General features: G+C 35.5%; 17 protein-coding genes. 2 read left to right on the forward strand and 15 right to left on the reverse strand.

Going from position 1 to position 19,029, the window contains the following annotated elements; genetic code table 11:
* Positions 1–153: 153 nt before the first annotated feature.
* The 13 genes from I6L50_RS24035 to I6L50_RS24095 all read right to left on the reverse strand — a co-directional run bounded on the left by I6L50_RS24035 (position 154) and on the right by I6L50_RS24095 (position 15,452).
* Positions 154–1,881, reverse strand: coding sequence for an S-layer homology domain-containing protein (locus I6L50_RS24035; protein ID WP_219303326.1), 1,728 nt, complete (start codon positions 1,879–1,881; stop codon positions 154–156).
* Between the two features lie 218 nt (positions 1,882–2,099).
* Complete coding sequence (locus I6L50_RS24040; protein WP_002033489.1) at positions 2,100–2,669, reverse strand: hypothetical protein; 570 nt, start codon at positions 2,667–2,669, stop codon at positions 2,100–2,102.
* Between the two features lie 124 nt (positions 2,670–2,793).
* The gene (locus tag I6L50_RS24045; RefSeq protein WP_219303327.1) at positions 2,794–3,828 is read right to left on the reverse strand and encodes a nuclease-related domain-containing protein; all 1,035 of its coding nucleotides are present in this window, start codon (positions 3,826–3,828) and stop codon (positions 2,794–2,796) included.
* 139 nt (positions 3,829–3,967) lie between these two features.
* Entirely contained in the window at positions 3,968–5,014 is a 1,047-nt protein-coding gene (locus tag I6L50_RS24050) for a GH25 family lysozyme (RefSeq protein WP_219303328.1), read from the reverse strand.
* A gap of 198 nt (positions 5,015–5,212) precedes the next feature.
* Complete coding sequence (locus I6L50_RS24055) at positions 5,213–6,976, reverse strand: ABC transporter ATP-binding protein (protein ID WP_113936928.1); 1,764 nt, start codon at positions 6,974–6,976, stop codon at positions 5,213–5,215.
* On the reverse strand, positions 6,976–8,727 hold the full coding sequence (locus tag I6L50_RS24060; protein WP_219303329.1) for an ABC transporter transmembrane domain-containing protein: 1,752 nt from the start codon (positions 8,725–8,727) through the stop codon (positions 6,976–6,978). The genes I6L50_RS24055 and I6L50_RS24060 overlap by 1 nt, the downstream gene beginning before the upstream one ends.
* A gap of 124 nt (positions 8,728–8,851) precedes the next feature.
* On the reverse strand, positions 8,852–9,073 hold the full coding sequence (locus tag I6L50_RS24065; RefSeq protein ID WP_001132292.1) for a YneF family protein: 222 nt from the start codon (positions 9,071–9,073) through the stop codon (positions 8,852–8,854).
* A gap of 78 nt (positions 9,074–9,151) precedes the next feature.
* The gene (sirA, locus tag I6L50_RS24070; RefSeq protein WP_002014415.1) at positions 9,152–9,592 is read right to left on the reverse strand and encodes a sporulation inhibitor of replication protein SirA; all 441 of its coding nucleotides are present in this window, start codon (positions 9,590–9,592) and stop codon (positions 9,152–9,154) included.
* Between the two features lie 156 nt (positions 9,593–9,748).
* Positions 9,749–11,749, reverse strand: a complete 2,001-nt coding sequence (gene tkt, locus I6L50_RS24075; protein WP_002087884.1) for a transketolase — start codon at positions 11,747–11,749, stop codon at positions 9,749–9,751.
* A 301-nt stretch (positions 11,750–12,050) separates the two neighbouring features.
* Positions 12,051–12,854 carry a phosphonate ABC transporter, permease protein PhnE gene (gene phnE, locus I6L50_RS24080; protein ID WP_002066554.1) on the reverse strand — a complete coding sequence of 268 codons (804 nt, stop codon included), beginning with the start codon at positions 12,852–12,854 and terminating at the stop codon, positions 12,051–12,053.
* Positions 12,854–13,648 carry a phosphonate ABC transporter, permease protein PhnE gene (phnE, locus tag I6L50_RS24085; protein ID WP_002087885.1) on the reverse strand — a complete coding sequence of 265 codons (795 nt, stop codon included), beginning with the start codon at positions 13,646–13,648 and terminating at the stop codon, positions 12,854–12,856. The genes phnE (I6L50_RS24080) and phnE (I6L50_RS24085) overlap by 1 nt, the downstream gene beginning before the upstream one ends.
* Complete coding sequence (gene phnC, locus I6L50_RS24090) at positions 13,645–14,418, reverse strand: phosphonate ABC transporter ATP-binding protein (RefSeq protein WP_002137774.1); 774 nt, start codon at positions 14,416–14,418, stop codon at positions 13,645–13,647. Before phnC ends, phnE (I6L50_RS24085) begins: the two co-directional genes overlap by 4 nt.
* A gap of 95 nt (positions 14,419–14,513) precedes the next feature.
* Positions 14,514–15,452: a phosphate/phosphite/phosphonate ABC transporter substrate-binding protein gene (locus I6L50_RS24095; protein ID WP_002137777.1), complete on the reverse strand. Its 939-nt coding sequence runs from the start codon at positions 15,450–15,452 to the stop codon at positions 14,514–14,516.
* Positions 15,453–15,637: 185 nt separating this feature from the next.
* Here I6L50_RS24095 and I6L50_RS24100 point away from each other — a divergent pair, with 185 nt between their 5' ends.
* The gene (locus tag I6L50_RS24100) at positions 15,638–17,221 is read left to right on the forward strand and encodes a bifunctional metallophosphatase/5'-nucleotidase (protein WP_113936923.1); all 1,584 of its coding nucleotides are present in this window, start codon (positions 15,638–15,640) and stop codon (positions 17,219–17,221) included.
* Positions 17,222–17,261: 40 nt separating this feature from the next.
* Here the strand turns inward: I6L50_RS24100 and I6L50_RS24105 are convergent, their stop codons facing one another.
* Positions 17,262–17,501, reverse strand: a complete 240-nt coding sequence (locus I6L50_RS24105; protein WP_113936922.1) for a DUF896 domain-containing protein — start codon at positions 17,499–17,501, stop codon at positions 17,262–17,264.
* 45 nt (positions 17,502–17,546) lie between these two features.
* Positions 17,547–18,203, reverse strand: coding sequence for a YneB family resolvase-like protein (locus I6L50_RS24110; RefSeq protein ID WP_002014433.1), 657 nt, complete (start codon positions 18,201–18,203; stop codon positions 17,547–17,549).
* Between the two features lie 141 nt (positions 18,204–18,344).
* Between I6L50_RS24110 and lexA the strand changes: the two genes are divergently transcribed.
* Complete coding sequence (gene lexA, locus I6L50_RS24115; RefSeq protein ID WP_002087894.1) at positions 18,345–18,959, forward strand: transcriptional repressor LexA; 615 nt, start codon at positions 18,345–18,347, stop codon at positions 18,957–18,959.
* Positions 18,960–19,029 lie beyond the last annotated feature (70 nt).

Here is a 19,029-nt window from a genome sequence, read left to right on the forward strand (position 1 = left end):
TTTTCATTTTATACGAAATTACAAAAAACTACCCAATGCATCTAAATATATGCATCACCTCCACTTTCATTCCTTATTCCAGCCAAAATTCACATCCCCTTTCTATAACATATTGAAAAATAAAAAGCACTCGCCAAAGCGAATGCCTTTCCATTATTTACTCTCTATTACTTTTAACATTCTATTAATAAATGCTGCCGATTCCCCACGTGTTGCAGAACCTTTTGGCATAAACTCATTATTCTCATTCCCTTTTACGATACCTAACCCATAAACACGTTGAACCGCCTGTTTATCATACGCTAAATTTTGATCCGTAAATGGTAATGGAACTAAATTACCTTTAATATTTTTGTATTGCAATGCACGATCAATCATAATGACAGCTTCATCACGTTTAATCGTATCATTCGGAGCAAATATATCATTTCCTCGTCCACTTATAATCCCAGCACTAGCTGCACGATTAATACCATCTACTAGCGATGGATGAGCTGTGCTTAAATCTTTGAAATTCGATTTCCCCTCTGGTAATTGCAATGATCTTGAAACTAAATTCGCAAATTCACCACGTGTTACAAGACGTTCTGGCCAGTAAGAACCCTTACCGTCTCCAACCATAATACCTCTTTTATCTAATTCACGAATATCTGCTTCATACCAACCGCCAGTTATATCATCTTTATGATTCGCATCATAATAAGCTTTCGTTCCCTGTAAAAATGGCTCCCACGCATTATTCCTTATCATAATGGCCGGACAATTCTTTCCGCTCCAAAATTGATGTTTTTTCACATTTTCTAAAGGAATATTTAATTCCCCCATTAAATAGGCTGCTAGTTTGCGAGCATTTTCCACAGCTTTATTATAATCACCATCTTGATTGACAGCAATTTCAATTGCAATTGATTCTCTGTTACCGGTTCCTTCTGATCCATCTCCAGCATGCCAACCATTTTCATTTAATGGTAGATGTTGATAAATTTCTTTATCATCTACTGTAAAATGCCAAGATGCTGAACGGTCAGTCGTTCCTGTTGCTTGACTGTATAAATATTGTGCATGGTTTCTAGCATTTGCTCCAACACTATAATTATCTGTCTCATGAATTGTAATGTATTTTGGTTTCATCGCATAACCTGGACGAATATTTTCATTACCTGTTGGTACAATCATTTCCTTTAATGGTACACCGTAAATATCCGCTGTTTTCTCTTCTATTGGTGCAGTATACATAACCGCTGCACGTTTCGTACGAGTTGGAGTTGTGCTTTGAATAAGAGATGCTTTTGTACCCTCAAATTTTGCTGAAGGTGAATAAATCCATTTCACCTCATTATCTATTTGAACTTGGAACCACTCTCCAACTTGTCCAATTGCAATAATTGTTTGCGGTTGTAACACTTTCTCTTCTTTATATGAATTAAATGGTGCGGAATATGTAGCTGTCTCTTCATTAATTACTAACTTTTCGTTTGCCAAGTGATAAACTTCCTTAACCTCTACATTTCCTTCACTACTTTGTATCCACCCAGTTCCAGATTCTGTTTGTATATAGTAAGCGTTTCCTTTTTGTTTTTCGGCTTTCACTACTTGATTAGAAAGCTGAACACCTGTCGCTTTTTGTAATTCAGCAGAATCAAATAAAGATGCTGAACCTATTATATGTACAAAAAAATCTCCTTGTACTTCATTTGTTATTCCTTTGCTCTCTCCACGTCCATCTTCATCTTTCATATGGCTTTCAATACTTTTTAATGCTTGCTCGTCTGTTGAAATTGTTACGGTCTTTTCTACTGTGTCTGCATAGGAAAAACTTGGAATCGTTACCATACTAAATACAATTGATGCAGCTAAAACATTATAAAATTCTTTTTTCATACTAATTATTTAACACGTTTATATCTTAATTCGTGTTAACTTCCCTCCCTAATCTAAAATATTTAAGGCTATCTAGCAGACTTCTAAACTAAATAACCCTTTACAATATAACAAACTCTATCTCATTCGTATAGATAGGAATGACTACTATTTGCCTATTTTTTCTATATTGGAATATAGAAAAGAAGCTATAATATATAGCTTCTCTTTAAATCTCATTAATCTCTTTGCATCTCATATTTCACAACTTTACCATCTTTATCAAATTGCAAAACAAGACATTCACTATCTATAGGAATGAAACCACGTTCATTCCCAAGATAGTATAGTGTAGTAATTCCCGTTTCCAAACTGCTTGTTTTCGTAGGGGCCCCTAACAATTTTGTAATTTCCTCGTTTGATTTCCCTATCAATTTATGCTCCTGTAATAGGTCATCTACCATATGTACTCGTTTTTCTTCATAATTTAACCACCGATCCTGATTAAAATTTGAAGTGTATTTATTTATACTTAATTGTACGGTGCATACTAGCAATGGAATGAGACCTACCATCATTATAGTGAACAGTTGTTTCTTACCTTTATCACGTCTTGCCGAAACATGTAAGATAGACTTTTGAATAATAACTAATAAAATAAAAGGCATTACTACCACCAAAATACTCATTACACTCAATGACACATGAACCATATCAATAACGAAAATAAACGCAATGTACATTAATATATGCAAACAAATATAAATGTACAACATTCCCCACAATATAGAGCTTTTACCTTTCTCCACCCAAATAACACCTACTTTATCCCGCTATTTGCGGGCAGTTAGACTCCCACCTCAAAATTCGGCTGTAAAGGGTAGAAGTCGTGTTGCCCATAAACCCCCACTAATTAAAGTTTTACTTTATTTTTCACTTCGCAACATAATTCATCTGGCCAATCATATCTCTAATCTTTTGTAGTTCTCGTGCTGTATATATTACTTTACTTGTTAAAACTTCATTTCTGAAAAACATTACAATTTGCTCTCTATCTTTAAATCTCGGCAATTCTTCATTAGAAAGATCAATAACTTCTTTTCCACTCTCATTTTCAAAATATACAATTGGTTTTACTTTTTCCTTTACAATATCTACTTGCATTTCTTCCAAACAATTATATAAAGTTTGAGATAGCATTTTCGCTTTATACGCTGGATTCCCTTCATTTCTTACTTGCAAAGTTAATGAAGTTCCATCCGTAATAAATTCAAATGTCTCTTCTTTTTCAATTTCATGTTGATACTTACCAATTTCCTCAATCATAAATGAATATATACCCGCATTTTCTCTCGTTAAGCCATGGATTAATTTCCCTGTCCATTCTTTCGTCTCAAGTAGATAAATACCAGTTTTACATAAGATAAGGTGATGAATTCGATTATCATTTATGTCACGTTTATCTCTATATTTATTGCGTATCATAAAAACGTTCGGTATAATATGAAACTCTTCTTCTAGTATTATTCCTTGCTCAACGAAACCTCGCTTCATATAATGTAATGTTTCATGCGCATTCACTTCAGCACCATTTTTGGTATATTCTCGTAAATCCGCAATTAAATTTTGAAACATATGTATTTCACTACTATGCTTATCTTGCATTTCACTACGTTCTTTACTATGTTGAACAGCCAATTGATTTTTCATCATACGCATATTTTCAAGTTCTCTAGCTGTATTCACTTGTAAATCATTATATTTTTTCTGTTCCATATTCTTTAAAGTATCCTGTTGTTCTTTATGCCCTGTAATCGTAGCTGCAATCTCATTTTCATACGTTTCAATCGCTTGTTTCTTTTCAAACTCTACTTGCTGACTCTCTGATTCTAACTGTTTATTTTTATAAAACAGTACAAACACTACAGCTAATAATATTAAAATCCCACCTATTAGCACATACTCCATATTATTACTCCTTTATTTCATTTCCGATTATTTTTAAACATATATCAATTACATTATACTATGTTATCAATATATACTTTGTAAAAATTATATATTTTTCATAAAAGGCACCTCAGTCGAGATACCTTTTAGATTCACTTTATTGTACACCATACTGAATATAACTTGAATCATAGTATACCCATTGATTTGTCCCTAAGCAAAGCCATCCATCTTGCTTACTCCATACTCGATATGATTCACCATGATGTAACTGTCTTATAACATTCCCGTTTAATGATGGAGCATCTCGCAGATTCACATTATCGCCAGTAATAGTTGCTACATAATGTTTATACTGAATATAACTTGAATCATTATATACCCACTGATTTGTCCCTAAGCAGAGCCATCCATTTTGTTCTCCCCAAACTTCATATGATTCGCCACGATTCAATTGGCGAATTACACTAGACTGTAAAGATGGTCCACTTCGTAAATTCACATTATCTCCATTAATTACAGCAACTCCGTATACTGGAGTCGCATTATTAGGCGTGGAAACATTCCCTCCACCACTTGCTCCATTTCCTTGTAAAGCTTCTAATGAAACAGCTGCTGATACGTCACAATTTCCTACACCTGAAATTTGCCCAGAATCTGTGTACTGCCATGCTGTCCACTCTGTCCATCCACCAGCATCAGCAGGCGGTATACTAGAATATCTGGAAATCCATAGTGGAATGTCACTTAATCCGCTAATTCCAAATTCATTAATATACCAAACTCCTGTATATAACATTACATTTTTCCCAGTAGCTTGTTTCACATAATTTACGAAACTTCTTGCCCAATTCGATATAGTCGCACCCGTTAAACTACTATTGCTAGTATCCGTTGGCGATTCTAAATCTAAAACAGGAATTAAGTCCGTCTGATTACTCTGTAATATATTCACAAAATATTTCGCTTCTGAAATGGCATCATTTTGTTCTGGGTGCGCAAAATGATATGCACCAATTAATACATTCGCATTTCTCGCAGCTTGTACATTTTGAACGAAAGTAGGGTCAATATAGTTCACACCTTCCGTCGCTTTTGCATACGCCGCTGGAATACCAGATGACTTCACAGCATTCCAATCAATGTTTCCTTCCCAATGAGACACATCGATAAACGTAACATTTGAACTGGATCTATTTTGCATATAAAAGCTCCTATCAAATTTTTTTATTCCGTATACAATATGTACAACTTCGGTTAGAGGACACGACTTTTATGCTATAGTAATAAAGTTCTAATACATTTATTTTGTCGAGTTGTTTAAGAAAAAAGTGAAATTGAAACCACCCTTCACCAAAAACTCCATTAATACACTTTTAACACCGCAAAAAAGGCCTTGTAATTACAAAGCCTTTTGCAAACTACCTTTATTTTGCAGTAAGTACATATTGTAATAAAGTCCTTGTTTACTAAGTAACTCTTGATGTGTTCCGCTTTCTACAATTTCCCCTTCATGCATAACAAATATTTGATCCGCATCTTGGATTGTAGACAATCTGTGCGCAATCGCTATCGTTGTTCTGCCTTTTCGCATTTGCTGCAATGCCGTTTGGATAGCCTCCTCTGTTTCTGTATCAATATTTGCCGTCGCTTCATCTAACACTAATACTTTCGGATTAGTTGCTATCGTTCTAGCAAAAGCAATTAATTGCCTTTGACCACTAGAAAATGCAGCTCCTCTTTCGACTACTTCTGTATCATACTGCTCTGGTAATTTTTCAATAAACGTATTCGCTTGCACAAATCGCGCTGCTTCCTCTATCTCTTCATCCGTAATCTCTTCATTATACATACGAATGTTTTGCTTTACATTTCCAGCAAATAAAAATGCATCTTGCAGCACAAGACCAATTTTCTTTCGAATTTCTTGTTCTTCAAACTTCTCTAAATCTACTCCGTCTATTACAATATTTCCTGATTTAATATTGTAAAATCTCATTAATAAATTCATAATCGTACTCTTTCCGCTACCAGTATGCCCTACGAAAGCAACCGTTTGCCCTGGCTTTACGTGAAAAGATACATTTTTTAAAACGTCACGCTTTCCATCATATGAAAAAGTAACATCTTTAAACTGAATTTCCCCATTAGCTATTCCTGGCTGTTCACTCCCCATTTGAACAGGAGCTAAATCTTTATCATCCATTAAATGAAATACACGCGATGATGAAACAAGCGCTTGTTGGAAGAAAGATAGTTTCATCATCATCTCATTTACCGGCTGGAAGAAACGATGAATATAGTTAACGAAAGCATATAAAACCCCTACTTCAACAGGACTCTTTAAAGCATCGATTCCGAATAAACCAAGTACTAACGCAATTGCTACAATATGAACAAGATCTGTTGCTGGACGTAAAAGTAATGCATCTAATTTCAATGTACGACGTCCAGCACTAAAATGTTTATTGTTCACTTCTTCAAATTCTTTTCTCATCCGCTTTTCTTGCCGGAACACCTGAACAATATTCATACCTTGAATGGACTCATTTAACTTTGCATTTAATATACTCAGCTGATTACGTACCTCTAAATAAAAAGCTGCACTTTTCCGTTGATACAACACCATAATTGCAAACATTACCGGAATTAATATGAGCGAAAATAGCGCTAATTTTACATCTAATAAAAACATCGCTACTAAAATCCCTACTAAAAAGACTACATTTTTCACGAATGTTGATAGTACACTAACATAAAAATCCTTAATCGCTTCTGTATCATTCGTTATGCGAGATACGAGCGTACCAATCGGCGTACGATCAAAGAAGCTTAATGACAATTTTTGAACATGTTCATACACTTCAACTCGCATATCTTGGACAATCTTAAAAGCGATATTTTGAAAGTACAATAAGTCTAAATAAGTAAATAATACTTTTAATAAATGAGCAATAATATACACTACAAATAGGGTTACAAGTGCTGATTGTTCAAAGTTACGTGGTACTAAGTGTTCATCAAGAAATTGTTTAATTAAAAAAGGACCCATCATTTCAGTTACAGTTGCACCAACTAGAAATAAAAATGCTAGCGCTAATAACCTTTTATATGGTCTCATATAAGAAAGCAATCGCCTTAAATCACTCCGCTTTTTCTCAGCCATCATACGCCTCCTTTCTCCACCAACGCCTCTAACTGCTGGCTTTCATACATTTCCTTATACCAACCATTTTCGTTCATTAGTTGTTCATGTGTTCCTCGCTGCATAACCTTACCTTCATCAATAACAAGAATAAGATTTGCATGCTGAATCGCACTTAAACGGTGCGCAGTAATAATCGTCGTTTTTTCTGCTCTTTCTCGTTTCAATGCAGTTAAAATAGTTTCTTCTGTTTTTGCATCTACAGCTGATAAACAATCATCTAAAATTAAAATTTCAGCATTCGTTAATAACGCACGTGCAATTGAAATCCGCTGTTTTTGGCCTCCTGATAGCGAAACCCCTCTTTCTCCTACTACCGTTTCATATCCTTCCGAAAATTGAATAATATCATTATGAATACAAGCAATCTCAGCAGCCCTGCTAATTTCTTTATATGTAGCATCGGCCTTTCCAAAAGCAATGTTCTCCCCAATACTCGCTGAAAATAAAAAGTGATCTTGCGGTACATATGAAATTGCAGAACGCACACCGTGAAGTGTTAAATCTCGAATATCCCGCTCCCCAACTTTTAATTCACCATTAAAATGATCATACTCTCGAATTAAACATTTTAATAACGTCGTCTTCCCTGCACCGGTACGCCCTACAACTCCTAACGTTTCACCTTTTCTTAAGTTAAAGTAAATATCTTTTAAGTTTAATAGTTCATTCTTTTTATAAGAAAACGAATCAACAGCAAACGAAACATCACCACTTGCTATAGCGTGTATAGCATTTTCCTTATTCACTACATCTGAAGTTTGTGAAAATATTTTCTCCACACGATCATACGAAGCACGTCCACGCTCCATAATATTAAATAGCCATCCAAAAGCTAACATTGGCCATACAAGTGTCCCTAAGTACGTTGTAAATGTTACTAATTCCCCTACAGTTAATTCACCTCGTACGACTAATAATGATCCGTAACAAATTGCGATCAAAAATGAAAATCCGACAATTAGGGAAATCGTTGGATCGAATAACGAGTCAATACGTGCAACTAGCATATTTTTATGTACGACATCTTCAGATTTTTTCCGAAACGCTTGTAAATCCTCTTTCTCTTGTCCAAGTGAGCGAATTACCTTCATCCCACTCATACTTTCTTGTACTTTATCATTGATTTCAGAAAACGATTGCTGTGCCTTATGAAATCTTCTATGCAATAAAGTTCCATAATAATTTGTAGAAATAGCTACAATTGGCATCGGAATTAAACTTAATAACGTTAACTTCCAACTAATTGTAAATCCCATCGCTACGAGTACACATCCTCCAACAGCTAATGAATCAACGAGTGTTAAAACACCTGCCCCCGCAGTTTGCTGAATCGCCTGAATATCATTTGTCGCATGTGCCATCAAATCGCCTGTGCGACGTGATTGATAAAAGGATGGGCTCATCTTAGTAAAATGTTCATATAGATTCTTTCGCAGTTGACGAGCTAGTTTTAAAGAAGATCCAAAAATCATAATACGCCATAAGTAACGTAATATATACATCATAATTCCTACAACTACTAATAGAATAACCCAGTTCAACAATTTTTCAGACGTTAATGTTCCACTATTAATTTCATCTACTACAATCCCTAGTACTCTTGGCGCTACAAGTTCAAGAAGCGCGACACCAAATAACATAATAATTCCGATTATGTACGCTCGTTTTTCTTGCTTAAAAAACCAAGCTAAATTAAAAAACACTTTCATATTTATCCTCCTCCCTTAAAATGAGCGATGTTTTCAGTGTAACAAAAATACAGAATATTTAAAAGTTTTAAATATGTTTTATAACCAAAAGAAAAGGGCACTCGGTAAGAGTGCCCTTTGGCGCTTATTTTGTTTGTTGCTTGTTCATCGCGCTCATCATTTGATTGATTTTCTTTTGGGAAGGTTTTTGTCCCATTTGCATCATCATCATTTTTAACATTTGTTCGTTAATTGGTGGATTTTTTTGTAAGTAATTCATCATGTATTTGCGGGCAATGAAAAATCCTAACGCCACGCCTGCTACTAGTGCTACTACGCCCACTAGAATACCTAACCACATTGGCATATCTTTTCCTCCTTCATGTTGTCTACCTTACAGTGTACTAAAACCTTTTCAATAAGACAAGATACTATTCGACATTTTTTACACATATGTTCGTACTTGTTTGAGAGGATTTAACCAACCGTACTTTTTATTTTCATAATCCATCGCTAAAAATGTTAACTCACACTTTCTAAGCACCTCAAAGAAAGTTGTTTCCATGGATACATTTCCAGAAGTATTTATTCGAATATATTGTGGTTTCACCATTATTTCTCCGTATTCGGCTCCTGTATAAAGCGTATGAGTATGATTTGTTCTTTCATATTTACCAAGAACACGCAAAGCTTGTTCTAATTTATGATGAATTTTCATTACTTGTAACGGCATCGTAATATACGTCATTTGTTTATATAATACTTTCTTCTCCGAAAGGAACCCAGATTCTGAAAATCGAGCAAATAAATCAAAAAACAAATATTCACGACCAAAGTAAGCTTTCGCAATATCCTCTTGAATTAAATACAATTCATACGTTTTCATTTTTCCCCTCCCGATCTGGACAACCTTTTCCCTACATTATATAAGAGAAGATTTGCAATGATTGTCTGACTACGGAGAGAGAAAAAACTTTTCCTGTCGAAAAAACTCAATTACATAGAAAAATCTCCCCATGCTGGAGAGATTTTTCTAAAATCATTAAAGCATTTCTTTTACTTTACGAACAACGTTCTCTACAGTAAATCCATACTCTTCCATAATCTTCTCACCAGGAGCAGAAGCACCGAATGTGTCGATACCTAGTACATCTCCATCAAGGCCTACGTAACGGTGCCATCCGAATGTAGCACCCATTTCAATTGCGAAACGTTTCGTTACTGCTTTTGGTAGTACAGATTCTTTGTACTCAGCAGTTTGAGCTTCGAAGCGATCCATAGATGGCATGCTAACAACAGCTGCATCAACGCCGTCTGCTGCTAGAGCTTTTTGCGCTTCGATTGCTAAGCTTACTTCAGATCCAGTTGCAATTAAGATTACATCAGAAGTTTCTTTCTTGCTTGCAGAAACTACATATGCACCTTTTGCTACTTTTTCATAAGTATCGTCTTTTGCACCTTCTAATGTTGGAAGATCTTGACGAGTTAACACTAATGCAGTTGGTGTTTTTGTAGATTCTAGAGCTAGTCTCCAAGCTGCAACTGATTCGTTACCGTCTGCTGGACGAATAACAGATACATTTGGCATTGCACGAAGCGCTGCTAATTGCTCAACTGGTTCATGTGTTGGACCATCTTCACCAACAGCAATACTGTCATGTGTAAATACATACGTTACAGGCAATTGCATTAATGCTGCAAGACGAATTGCTGGACGTAAGTAGTCAGAGAATACGAAGAACGTACCACCGTAAGTTTTTAAACCGCCATGAAGTGCGATACCGTTCATTGCTGCACCCATTGCGAACTCACGTACACCGTACCAAATGTTTTTTCCGCTGTAATCAGCTCTTGTAAAGTCTTTTTCGTTATTCATGTATGTTTTGTTAGAACCAGCAAGGTCAGCAGATCCACCGAAGAATGATGGTACAGACTCTGCAATTGCATTAATTACAGCACCTGAAGAATTACGTGTTGCTGCTTTTGATCCTAATTCATAAGTTGGTAAGCTTTGTTCCCAACCTTCTGGAAGAAGACCGTTCATTGCTGCTTGCAGTTCGTTTGCTAATTCTGGATATGCTTGTGCATATTCACCGAGCATCGTGTTCCACGCAGCTTGCGTCGTTTCACCAACATCTTGTACTGTTTTACGGAAGTTGTCATATACTTCTTCTGCTACATGGAAGTCTTGTTCAGCAGTCCAAGCGTATGCTTCTTTCGTTAATTTTGTTTCGTCTACACCAAGTGGAGAACCATGTGAAGCTGATTTTCCTGATTTGTTTGGAGAACCGAAACCAATTGTCGTTCTTACTTCAATTAGCGTTGGGCGTTTTTCGTCAGCTTTCGCTTCTTCAATTGCTTTTGCGATTGCTTCAATATCATTTCCATCCTCAACACGGATTACTTGCCATCCGTATGCTTTGTAACGATCTTCTACACTTTCAGAGAATGAACGATTTAAATCGCCATCTAATGAAATATCGTTTGAATCGTAAAGTACAACAAGACGACCTAATTGTAAATGAGCAGCTAATGAAGATGCTTCAGCAGAAACGCCTTCCATTAAATCTCCATCACCACAAATAGCGTATGTATGATGATCTACTACATTATACGCATCACGGTTGTATTTAGCCGCTAAATGTCTTTCAGCCATTGCCATACCTACAGCAGTTGCAATACCTTGTCCAAGTGGACCAGTTGTTGAGTCTACACCTGCTGTGTGACCATACTCAGGATGTCCTGGAGTTTTGCTTCCCCATTGACGGAAGTTCTTTAAATCATCCATTGTTAAGTCATAACCAGATAGATGAAGTAGACTGTATAGTAACATTGAGCCATGACCTGCAGATAATACGAAACGATCGCGGTTAAACCACGTTGGGTTATTTGGATTGTGTTTCATAAATTGAGTCCATAATGTATAAGCCATTGGTGCTGCACCCATTGGCATTCCTGGGTGACCAGAGTTTGCTTTTTCAATCGCATCAATGGATAATGTGCGAATCGTGTTGATAGAAAGTTGTTCGATTGAATGTGACATGCTATTCTTCCCTTCGCGTATGTTAGTAAACGTTTTATACATTTATATGATAGCTTCCCACGCAAGATTATACAACATGTATCGACAAATATGTTGATGTTTTTTTGATTTTTCATAAAAAACACAGTGATTCAGGGAATGTATGGGCATTCAATATGACATACTTTTTAATTGTTTTTATTTTAAAAATAAATATAATTATCTGTATATTTATACAAATATACTAATTTCTGATATATCTCCTTTTTGATAACCTTTAAAAATACAAAAAAGCATCTGAATTAGATGCTTTTAAAACAAATTAAATAATCCGCTTACGAATAGAACTTGAAATAAAATCAATTATAATTACCATTAAAATGATACCTAATAAAATAATTCCCACACGAGACCAATTACGTGAACTAAGTGCAAAAATTAATGGCGTACCAATACCACCTGCTCCAATAACACCTAAAATCGCAGCGGATCGTACATTAATTTCAAACCTGTATAACGTATACGATAGAAAATCCGGTAACACTTGTGGTAATACGGCATACCAAAGTATTTGAAACCGATTTGCACCCGTTGCTATTAACGCTTCCGTCGGTCCCTTATCTATATTTTCAATTCCTTCCGAATATAGTTTCCCTAACATTCCGATAGAGTGTAACCCTAAAGCTAGAACTCCGGCAAAAGAGCCTGGACCAACAGCTTTTATAAATAAAAGAGCCATAACTAATTCAGGAAATGTACGAACAAAACTAAGTACAAATTTCCCAGTTCCTGAAGTTAATTTTCCACTACTCATATTCGTTGCCGCCCAAAAAGCAAATGGAACAGATAAAAAAGCTGAAATAAATGTACCTAATATCGCAATTGCCAACGTATCAATTAAACCGTGTAATAAATCTTCACCATCTGGCAAAGATACATACGACCAATCTGGGTTCAATACGCCTGTCATAATTGCTTTTGTAATTTCTCCCGCCGTATTCTTTATTCCCTCTAGTGGGACTCCTGAAAAGGCCCATACATATATAACTGTAAGTGCTATAAAAATAATCCAGCGATATATACTCGGTTTCTTCGGTTTTGGTACGATTATTGTCGTTTTACTCATTATAATTTCCCCCGCAACACTGTACTTATATAATCAATTAGCAATACAACAACAAGGGTATAAATAATAATAGAAGCAGTTTGTTGATATTGTAAAAATCCAAGTGTGCGATCATAATATAATCCAATCCCACCTGCTCCTACTAAACCTAGAACAGCTGCTGCACGTACATTCACCTCAAATGTATAAAGTACATAGGAGACGAAGTGCGCTTTCACTTGCGGAATGACCCCATAAACTATCCATTGCACCTTATTCGCTCCTACAGCTGTCATCGCTTCTAATGGACCTGGATCAATTGATTCAATTGACTCATACAATAATTTCGCTACGAGTCCAACGGAGAAACAAGTAAGAGCCAAAATACCTGGAAGTGGTCCTATTCCAAAAATCGCTACAAAAATAGCCGCTAATAATAAATCTGGTATTGTTCGTATAAAATTTAAAATCAATCGAGCTGGACTGTACAAAAATACACTAGTAAATACATTACTTGCCGCAAATAGTGCAAGTGGAATGGCTAAAATCGCCCCTAAAGTCGTTCCAATAATCGCCATACGTATTGTATCTAACATTGCTGTTGTAATAATTTGAAAATAACTCCAATCTGGTGGCACCATTTCCTTCAATAAATCCATCATATTTGGAAAACCAACTACTAGTTTTGAAAATGATGCGTCGACCTGTACACTACTACCCCACAACAGTAAAATAACTAAAATAACAGTTAACATATGTTTCAGTTTACTCGGCGGCTTCGGTATCGATTTCGAATATATCGTCACTTCATTCATTTAGCTGCCACCTCTAATAATGCGCTTTTCTGAGCTACGTCCCCATAAATTTCAGCGAATTTTTCATCCGTTGCCTCTTCTACTAACCCATCAAAAACAATTTCACCAGCATGTAATCCAATAATACGAGTAGCATATTGCCTCGCTAAATCAATAGAATGTAAGTTTACAATTGTCGTAATTCCAAAATCTTCATTAATTTTCTTCAAATCATCCATTACTTGCTTTGTTGTCAGAGGATCTAACGAAGCAACAGGCTCATCTGCCAATATGATTTTCGCTTCTTGTGCCAATGCTCTAGCAATTGATACACGTTGCTGTTGTCCCCCTGATAATTCATCAGCTCGTGCATATGCTTTTTCTGAGATATTCACTCTATTCAGCGCCTGGAATGCAAGCTCCACATCCTCTTTCGGAAACAGACCTAACGTTGTACGCAATGTAGAATGATATCCAACCCGCCCAGCTAATACATTCTTCAGTACCGTTGATCGCTTCACAAGGTTAAAGCTTTGAAAAATCATACCAATATCTCGGCGCATGCGTCGTAATCCTTTTCCTTTTGCAGCAGTAATAGACTCCCCTTCAATAATGATTTCTCCTTCTGTGATCTCATGAAGGCGATTTACCGATCTGAGAAGTGTAGATTTTCCAGCCCCGGATAGCCCGACCATTACAACAAACTCACCTTTTTGAATTTCCAAGTTTATATTATTCAATCCTTTTGTACCATTCGGATACACTTTAGAAACATTTCGAAACTCTATCACACATCTTACCTACCTTCTATGTATTATCAATAACTGAAAAGCGGCAAACTAACTGAAATCACACACTTTCCAGTTAGTCGCCATTTCCATATGTATTATTGCGTTTTCACTTTCTTTCCATATTCACGAACGATATCAAATTTACTATCATCAGATTTAACGTATCCTTCATGTGAGTATACTTCTTTAATGATTTTGTGCCCTTCCTCATTCTTTCCTATTTCAATGAAAGCATCCTGTAATTTCTTGCTCCACTCTGCATCTAAATCAGAACGTACAGAAATCGTATCGTTTGGAATTTTCTCCGTAAATTTTACTATTTTCGTTTGATCGAATATATTCGGATAATCTTTTTTTACAATATTGCGAGCATCTTGGAATACAACAGCTGCATCTACATCACCATTTAAAAGAGCAATAAGTGACTGATCATGACCTTTTAATGTAACAGGTTTCACATCCTTTAGCGGATCGATTCCCTCTTTTAACAATACAGCCGCAGGCCATACATAACCCGCTGATGATGTTACATCTTGATAGCCAATTTTTTTACCTTTTAAATCTTTTACACTATTAATATTAGAATCTTTCTTAACAACAAACTCTGATTTATAAACATCTACTAAATCCTTTGTGGGAGCTCCAGTTTCATCATCTACCCCAAAACGTTGCGCCTGTAAAATTACGTTTGCAGCCTTTTTCTCATGCGCTAACACATACGCTGTTGGAGGTAAAAAGCCTACATCTACTTGCTTAGATGCCATCGCTTCTACAATTGTATTGTAATTCGTTGAAATACTAACTTTTACCGGAATGTTTAATTTATCACTTAATAGCTTTTCCAATGGTTTTGCCTTCGCCTCTAACGTATCTGCATTTTGAGAAGGAACAAATTGAACATTTAGCGTCTTCGGTACATAACCTTTTTTCGTATCTTCATTTTTACTTGCACTTGATTCCTTCGTTCCACATCCACTTAATAATCCCGCTGCTAGTACAACTGTTGTGCTCATTGCAAAAACTTTTTTCAACATGTTAATGCCTCCATTTTTCGTTGTTATAAAATAACCTTCCATAAACATGAAGAAATATATCACATATTTTTACAAATAATTGCTTATTTACAGAATCTTTACACATTCTATACATTCACATTAAAATTCTTTTCATATATTTGATATGATTAATTGAAAGATAACTATAGAAAAGGTGAATGGTGTTGAATCAAAATCAAATTGTAACTTTAAATATTTTATTAACAAGCGATGTACATGGTACTGTGTATCCAATTCACTACCAAGATAACTCCAAAGCAGAAATTGGTTTAGCTAAAATTTCTACTCTCATAAAAAAAGAACGTTCTCAAAATGCAAACGTTCTTCTGATTGATAACGGGGACTTCATTCAAGGAACACCATTTACTTATCATTACGCTACATACGAAAAAGATATGGAAAACCCAATGTCCTTATTAGCCAACTACTTAGAGTATGACATTGCAATTATCGGAAATCATGAATTTAATTATGGAATGGATATATTAAATAATGCTGTGGCTACTGCAAATTCCCCTTATCTATCAGCAAACATTTTAGATAAAAACAGAAAAGAACCTTATTTCGGGAAACCATATATAATAAAACATATTGAATCAAATATAAAAATTGCTATTTTAGGGGTGACAACGCATTACATCCCCCATTGGGAACAAGCACATCATATTAAAGATTTACAATTTGAAGATGCATTTGAAACAACAAAAAAATGGGTTTCTTACATCCGTAAACATGAAAAACCAGATTTACTAGTCGTAGCCTATCACGGGGGATTTGAACGTGATTTACAAACCGGAGTACCGACTGAAGTTTTAACAGGTGAAAACCAAGGATATGCAATGTGCCATGAAATTGAAGGCATAGATATTTTACTAACAGGCCATCAACACCGAGAAATCGCTCACACCGTGATTAATGGTGTAACAATTTTACAGACTGGATGCAATGGACACTCAGTTGGAAAAGTAACAGTAACATTCGAAAAAGCAGAACAAAAATGGGTGAAAAAAGAGAGTTATTCAGAGTTATTGTCCGTACAAGGAATTGCGGCAGACCAAGATGTTCTTTCCTTGGTTGCCAATTATGAAGAGAAAACACAAAATTGGCTTGATAAACCTATTGGAATAATTTATGGGGATATGCAAATTTCCGATGCTATGCAAACACGTTTGCAAGACCATCCTTTTATTGAATTCATAAATAAAATACAGATGGATATAGCTAATGTTTCAATTTCTTGTACAAGTTTGTTTCATAATACATCTCCTGGTTTCCCGAAACATGTAACAATGCGTGACATCGTTTCTAATTATATTTATCCAAATACATTAAAAGTAATTAGAATAACCGGAGCGGATATAAAAGATGCTCTCGAACTCTCTGCTTCTTATTTCACATTAAAAGCAGATGGAACCATCATCGTAAACCCTGCCTATATAGAGCCAAAACCACAACACTTTAATTACGATATGTGGGAAGGGATTTCGTATGTATTAAACATTTCAAAACCAATTGGAGAGAGAGTAGAGTCTTTGCAGTATAAAGGCGCTCCTCTTAATATGAATGAAGAATATGACGTTGTTATGAATAATTATCGTGCAAGCGGTGGCGGGAACTTCTTTATGTTTCAAAATAAACCAGTAGTAAAAGACATACCAACAGATATGTCTGAACTTATCGCTAACTATATATTGAAGCATAAAAGGATAGAAGCAACGAAAAATGAAAACTGGAAAGTTATTAAATAACAATTTTAACAAATAAAAAAAGATGGGCTATGCCCATCTTTTAATTTAATTTTGCATTATCCTGCTTCTTTAAAGCTTTTAATTTCGCCGGTGTAACGTCCGTGCCTTCTTCGTTAACGACTTTAATTCCTTTTAATTCGTTTAACATATTTTGACGAAATCCTTTTAAATATTGTTCACGAAGCGATTTGCGCTCACGTTGTTCTTCTTCAGTTAAGCCTTCAGCTTTTGCTTTTTTCGCTAAGAAGTTAATGCGTTCAATGAGTTCTTGACTTGGCATCTCGAATCCCCCTTCTACTCAAAACTGATTATTATCATACAATAGTTATTCCTCTTTATCAAGCAATTGCTTTGTATATTCTACATACCTTCGATGTACAGTTGCTTTTGAAACATCATGACCAAAACCACGAAGTGTTGCTGCAATTTCTTCAAAAGTTAATTCATTCCGGCGCAAACGTACAATTTCCTCAATTGGCACTTCTTTTTTCTCACGTCCTACGCTTAAATGACGATTTTTCAAATTATTTTCTGGACGAAATCCTTTCTCCACTGCTCTTTGCATGCCACGTTTAATTTTTAAATTGTGGATCTTTCTTTGATACTCTTCAACGATCCCAATTATATTTAGCACCATCGAATCAGAATCTGAAAGCTGTAATTCACCACTATGCGTGTGCGTATAAACTTTTATCCCCTCTTTATGTAAACAATGCATTAATGCAATCTTTGCATTTCCTCTACCAAGACGCGTTTCATCTTGTATAAGTAGTACATCAACTTGTTCATCTCGAATTGTATCTAGCACTTCTAATATGCCATCACGTTCAATTGTATAACCGCTAGCCTGCTCCTCAATTACCTTTGTAACATCCATTTGATAGCGCTCAGCTAAATGCAATAATTCATCTTTTTGACGCAATAATGATGTTTCCTGTTCTTCTTTTGTTGTGCTCACACGTGCATAAATAATTGCATTCATTTTGAACCCTTCTTTCTCACTATATTTTCCTTATAGTGTATCATAAATTTGCCTTTCGTTCGAACTTATGTTTGTAGAATGTTTTTTCGCATGTTATACTTAATAATAAGAAAAATGAAAGAAAACGAGGTGTTAGAAAACATGGAAAAGTTAACGAAACGCCAGCAAGACATTCTCGACTTTATTAAGCTAAAAGTACAAGAAAAAGGATATCCACCTTCCGTACGTGAAATCGGTCAAGCAGTCGGCCTTGCTTCTAGTTCTACAGTGCACGGACATTTATCACGACTAGAAGAAAAGGGATATATTCGACGCGATCCAACAAAACCACGCGCAATTGAAATTTTAGGTGACAACCGAACGGAAACACAATCTGTTATTCAAGTTCCAATCATCGGAAAAGTTACTGCCGGTTTACCGATTACAGCAGTCGAAAGTGTAGAAGATCACTTCCCACTTCCAGCTAGTATCGTTGCTGGAGCAGATCAAGTGTTTATGTTACGCATTTCTGGAGATAGCATGATTGAAGCCGGTATCTTTGATGGTGATTTAGTTGTTGTTCGCCAACAACAGTCTGCATACAACGGTGAAATTGTAGTTGCTTTAACAGAAGATAACGAAGCAACTGTTAAACGTTTCTATAAAGAAAAAGATCATTTCCGTCTACAACCGGAAAACTCTTCACTAGAACCTATTATTTTAAAACAAGTGTCAGTTATTGGAAAAGTAATTGGCGTATATCGTGATTTACATTAAAAATAATAAAAAGAAGATAATTCCCTTATTTATATAGGTAATTATCTTCTTTTTATATTTTGATAGATTT

The sequence above is a fragment of the Bacillus sp. FDAARGOS_1420 genome (genome assembly GCF_019344915.1).
GTDB classification, from domain to species: domain Bacteria; phylum Bacillota; class Bacilli; order Bacillales; family Bacillaceae_G; genus Bacillus_A; species Bacillus_A mycoides.

Coding starts and splice junctions, on each gene's coding strand:
- I6L50_RS24035 (WP_219303326.1), bottom strand. CDS start 1,881: ATGAAAAAAGAATTTTATAATGTTTTAGCTGCATCAATTGTATTTAGT.
- I6L50_RS24045 (WP_219303327.1), bottom strand. CDS start 3,828: ATGGAGTATGTGCTAATAGGTGGGATTTTAATATTATTAGCTGTAGTG.
- I6L50_RS24050 (WP_219303328.1), bottom strand. CDS start 5,014: ATGCAAAATAGATCCAGTTCAAATGTTACGTTTATCGATGTGTCTCAT.
- I6L50_RS24055 (WP_113936928.1), bottom strand. CDS start 6,976: ATGGCTGAGAAAAAGCGGAGTGATTTAAGGCGATTGCTTTCTTATATG.
- I6L50_RS24060 (WP_219303329.1), bottom strand. CDS start 8,727: ATGAAAGTGTTTTTTAATTTAGCTTGGTTTTTTAAGCAAGAAAAACGA.
- I6L50_RS24065 (WP_001132292.1), bottom strand. CDS start 9,073: ATGCCAATGTGGTTAGGTATTCTAGTGGGCGTAGTAGCACTAGTAGCA.
- sirA (WP_002014415.1), bottom strand. CDS start 9,592: ATGAAAACGTATGAATTGTATTTAATTCAAGAGGATATTGCGAAAGCT.
- tkt (WP_002087884.1), bottom strand. CDS start 11,749: ATGTCACATTCAATCGAACAACTTTCTATCAACACGATTCGCACATTA.
- phnE (WP_002066554.1), bottom strand. CDS start 12,854: ATGAGTAAAACGACAATAATCGTACCAAAACCGAAGAAACCGAGTATA.
- phnE (WP_002087885.1), bottom strand. CDS start 13,648: ATGAATGAAGTGACGATATATTCGAAATCGATACCGAAGCCGCCGAGT.
- I6L50_RS24095 (WP_002137777.1), bottom strand. CDS start 15,452: ATGTTGAAAAAAGTTTTTGCAATGAGCACAACAGTTGTACTAGCAGCG.
- I6L50_RS24105 (WP_113936922.1), bottom strand. CDS start 17,501: ATGCCAAGTCAAGAACTCATTGAACGCATTAACTTCTTAGCGAAAAAA.
- I6L50_RS24110 (WP_002014433.1), bottom strand. CDS start 18,203: ATGAATGCAATTATTTATGCACGTGTGAGCACAACAAAAGAAGAACAG.
- lexA (WP_002087894.1), top strand. CDS start 18,345: ATGGAAAAGTTAACGAAACGCCAGCAAGACATTCTCGACTTTATTAAG.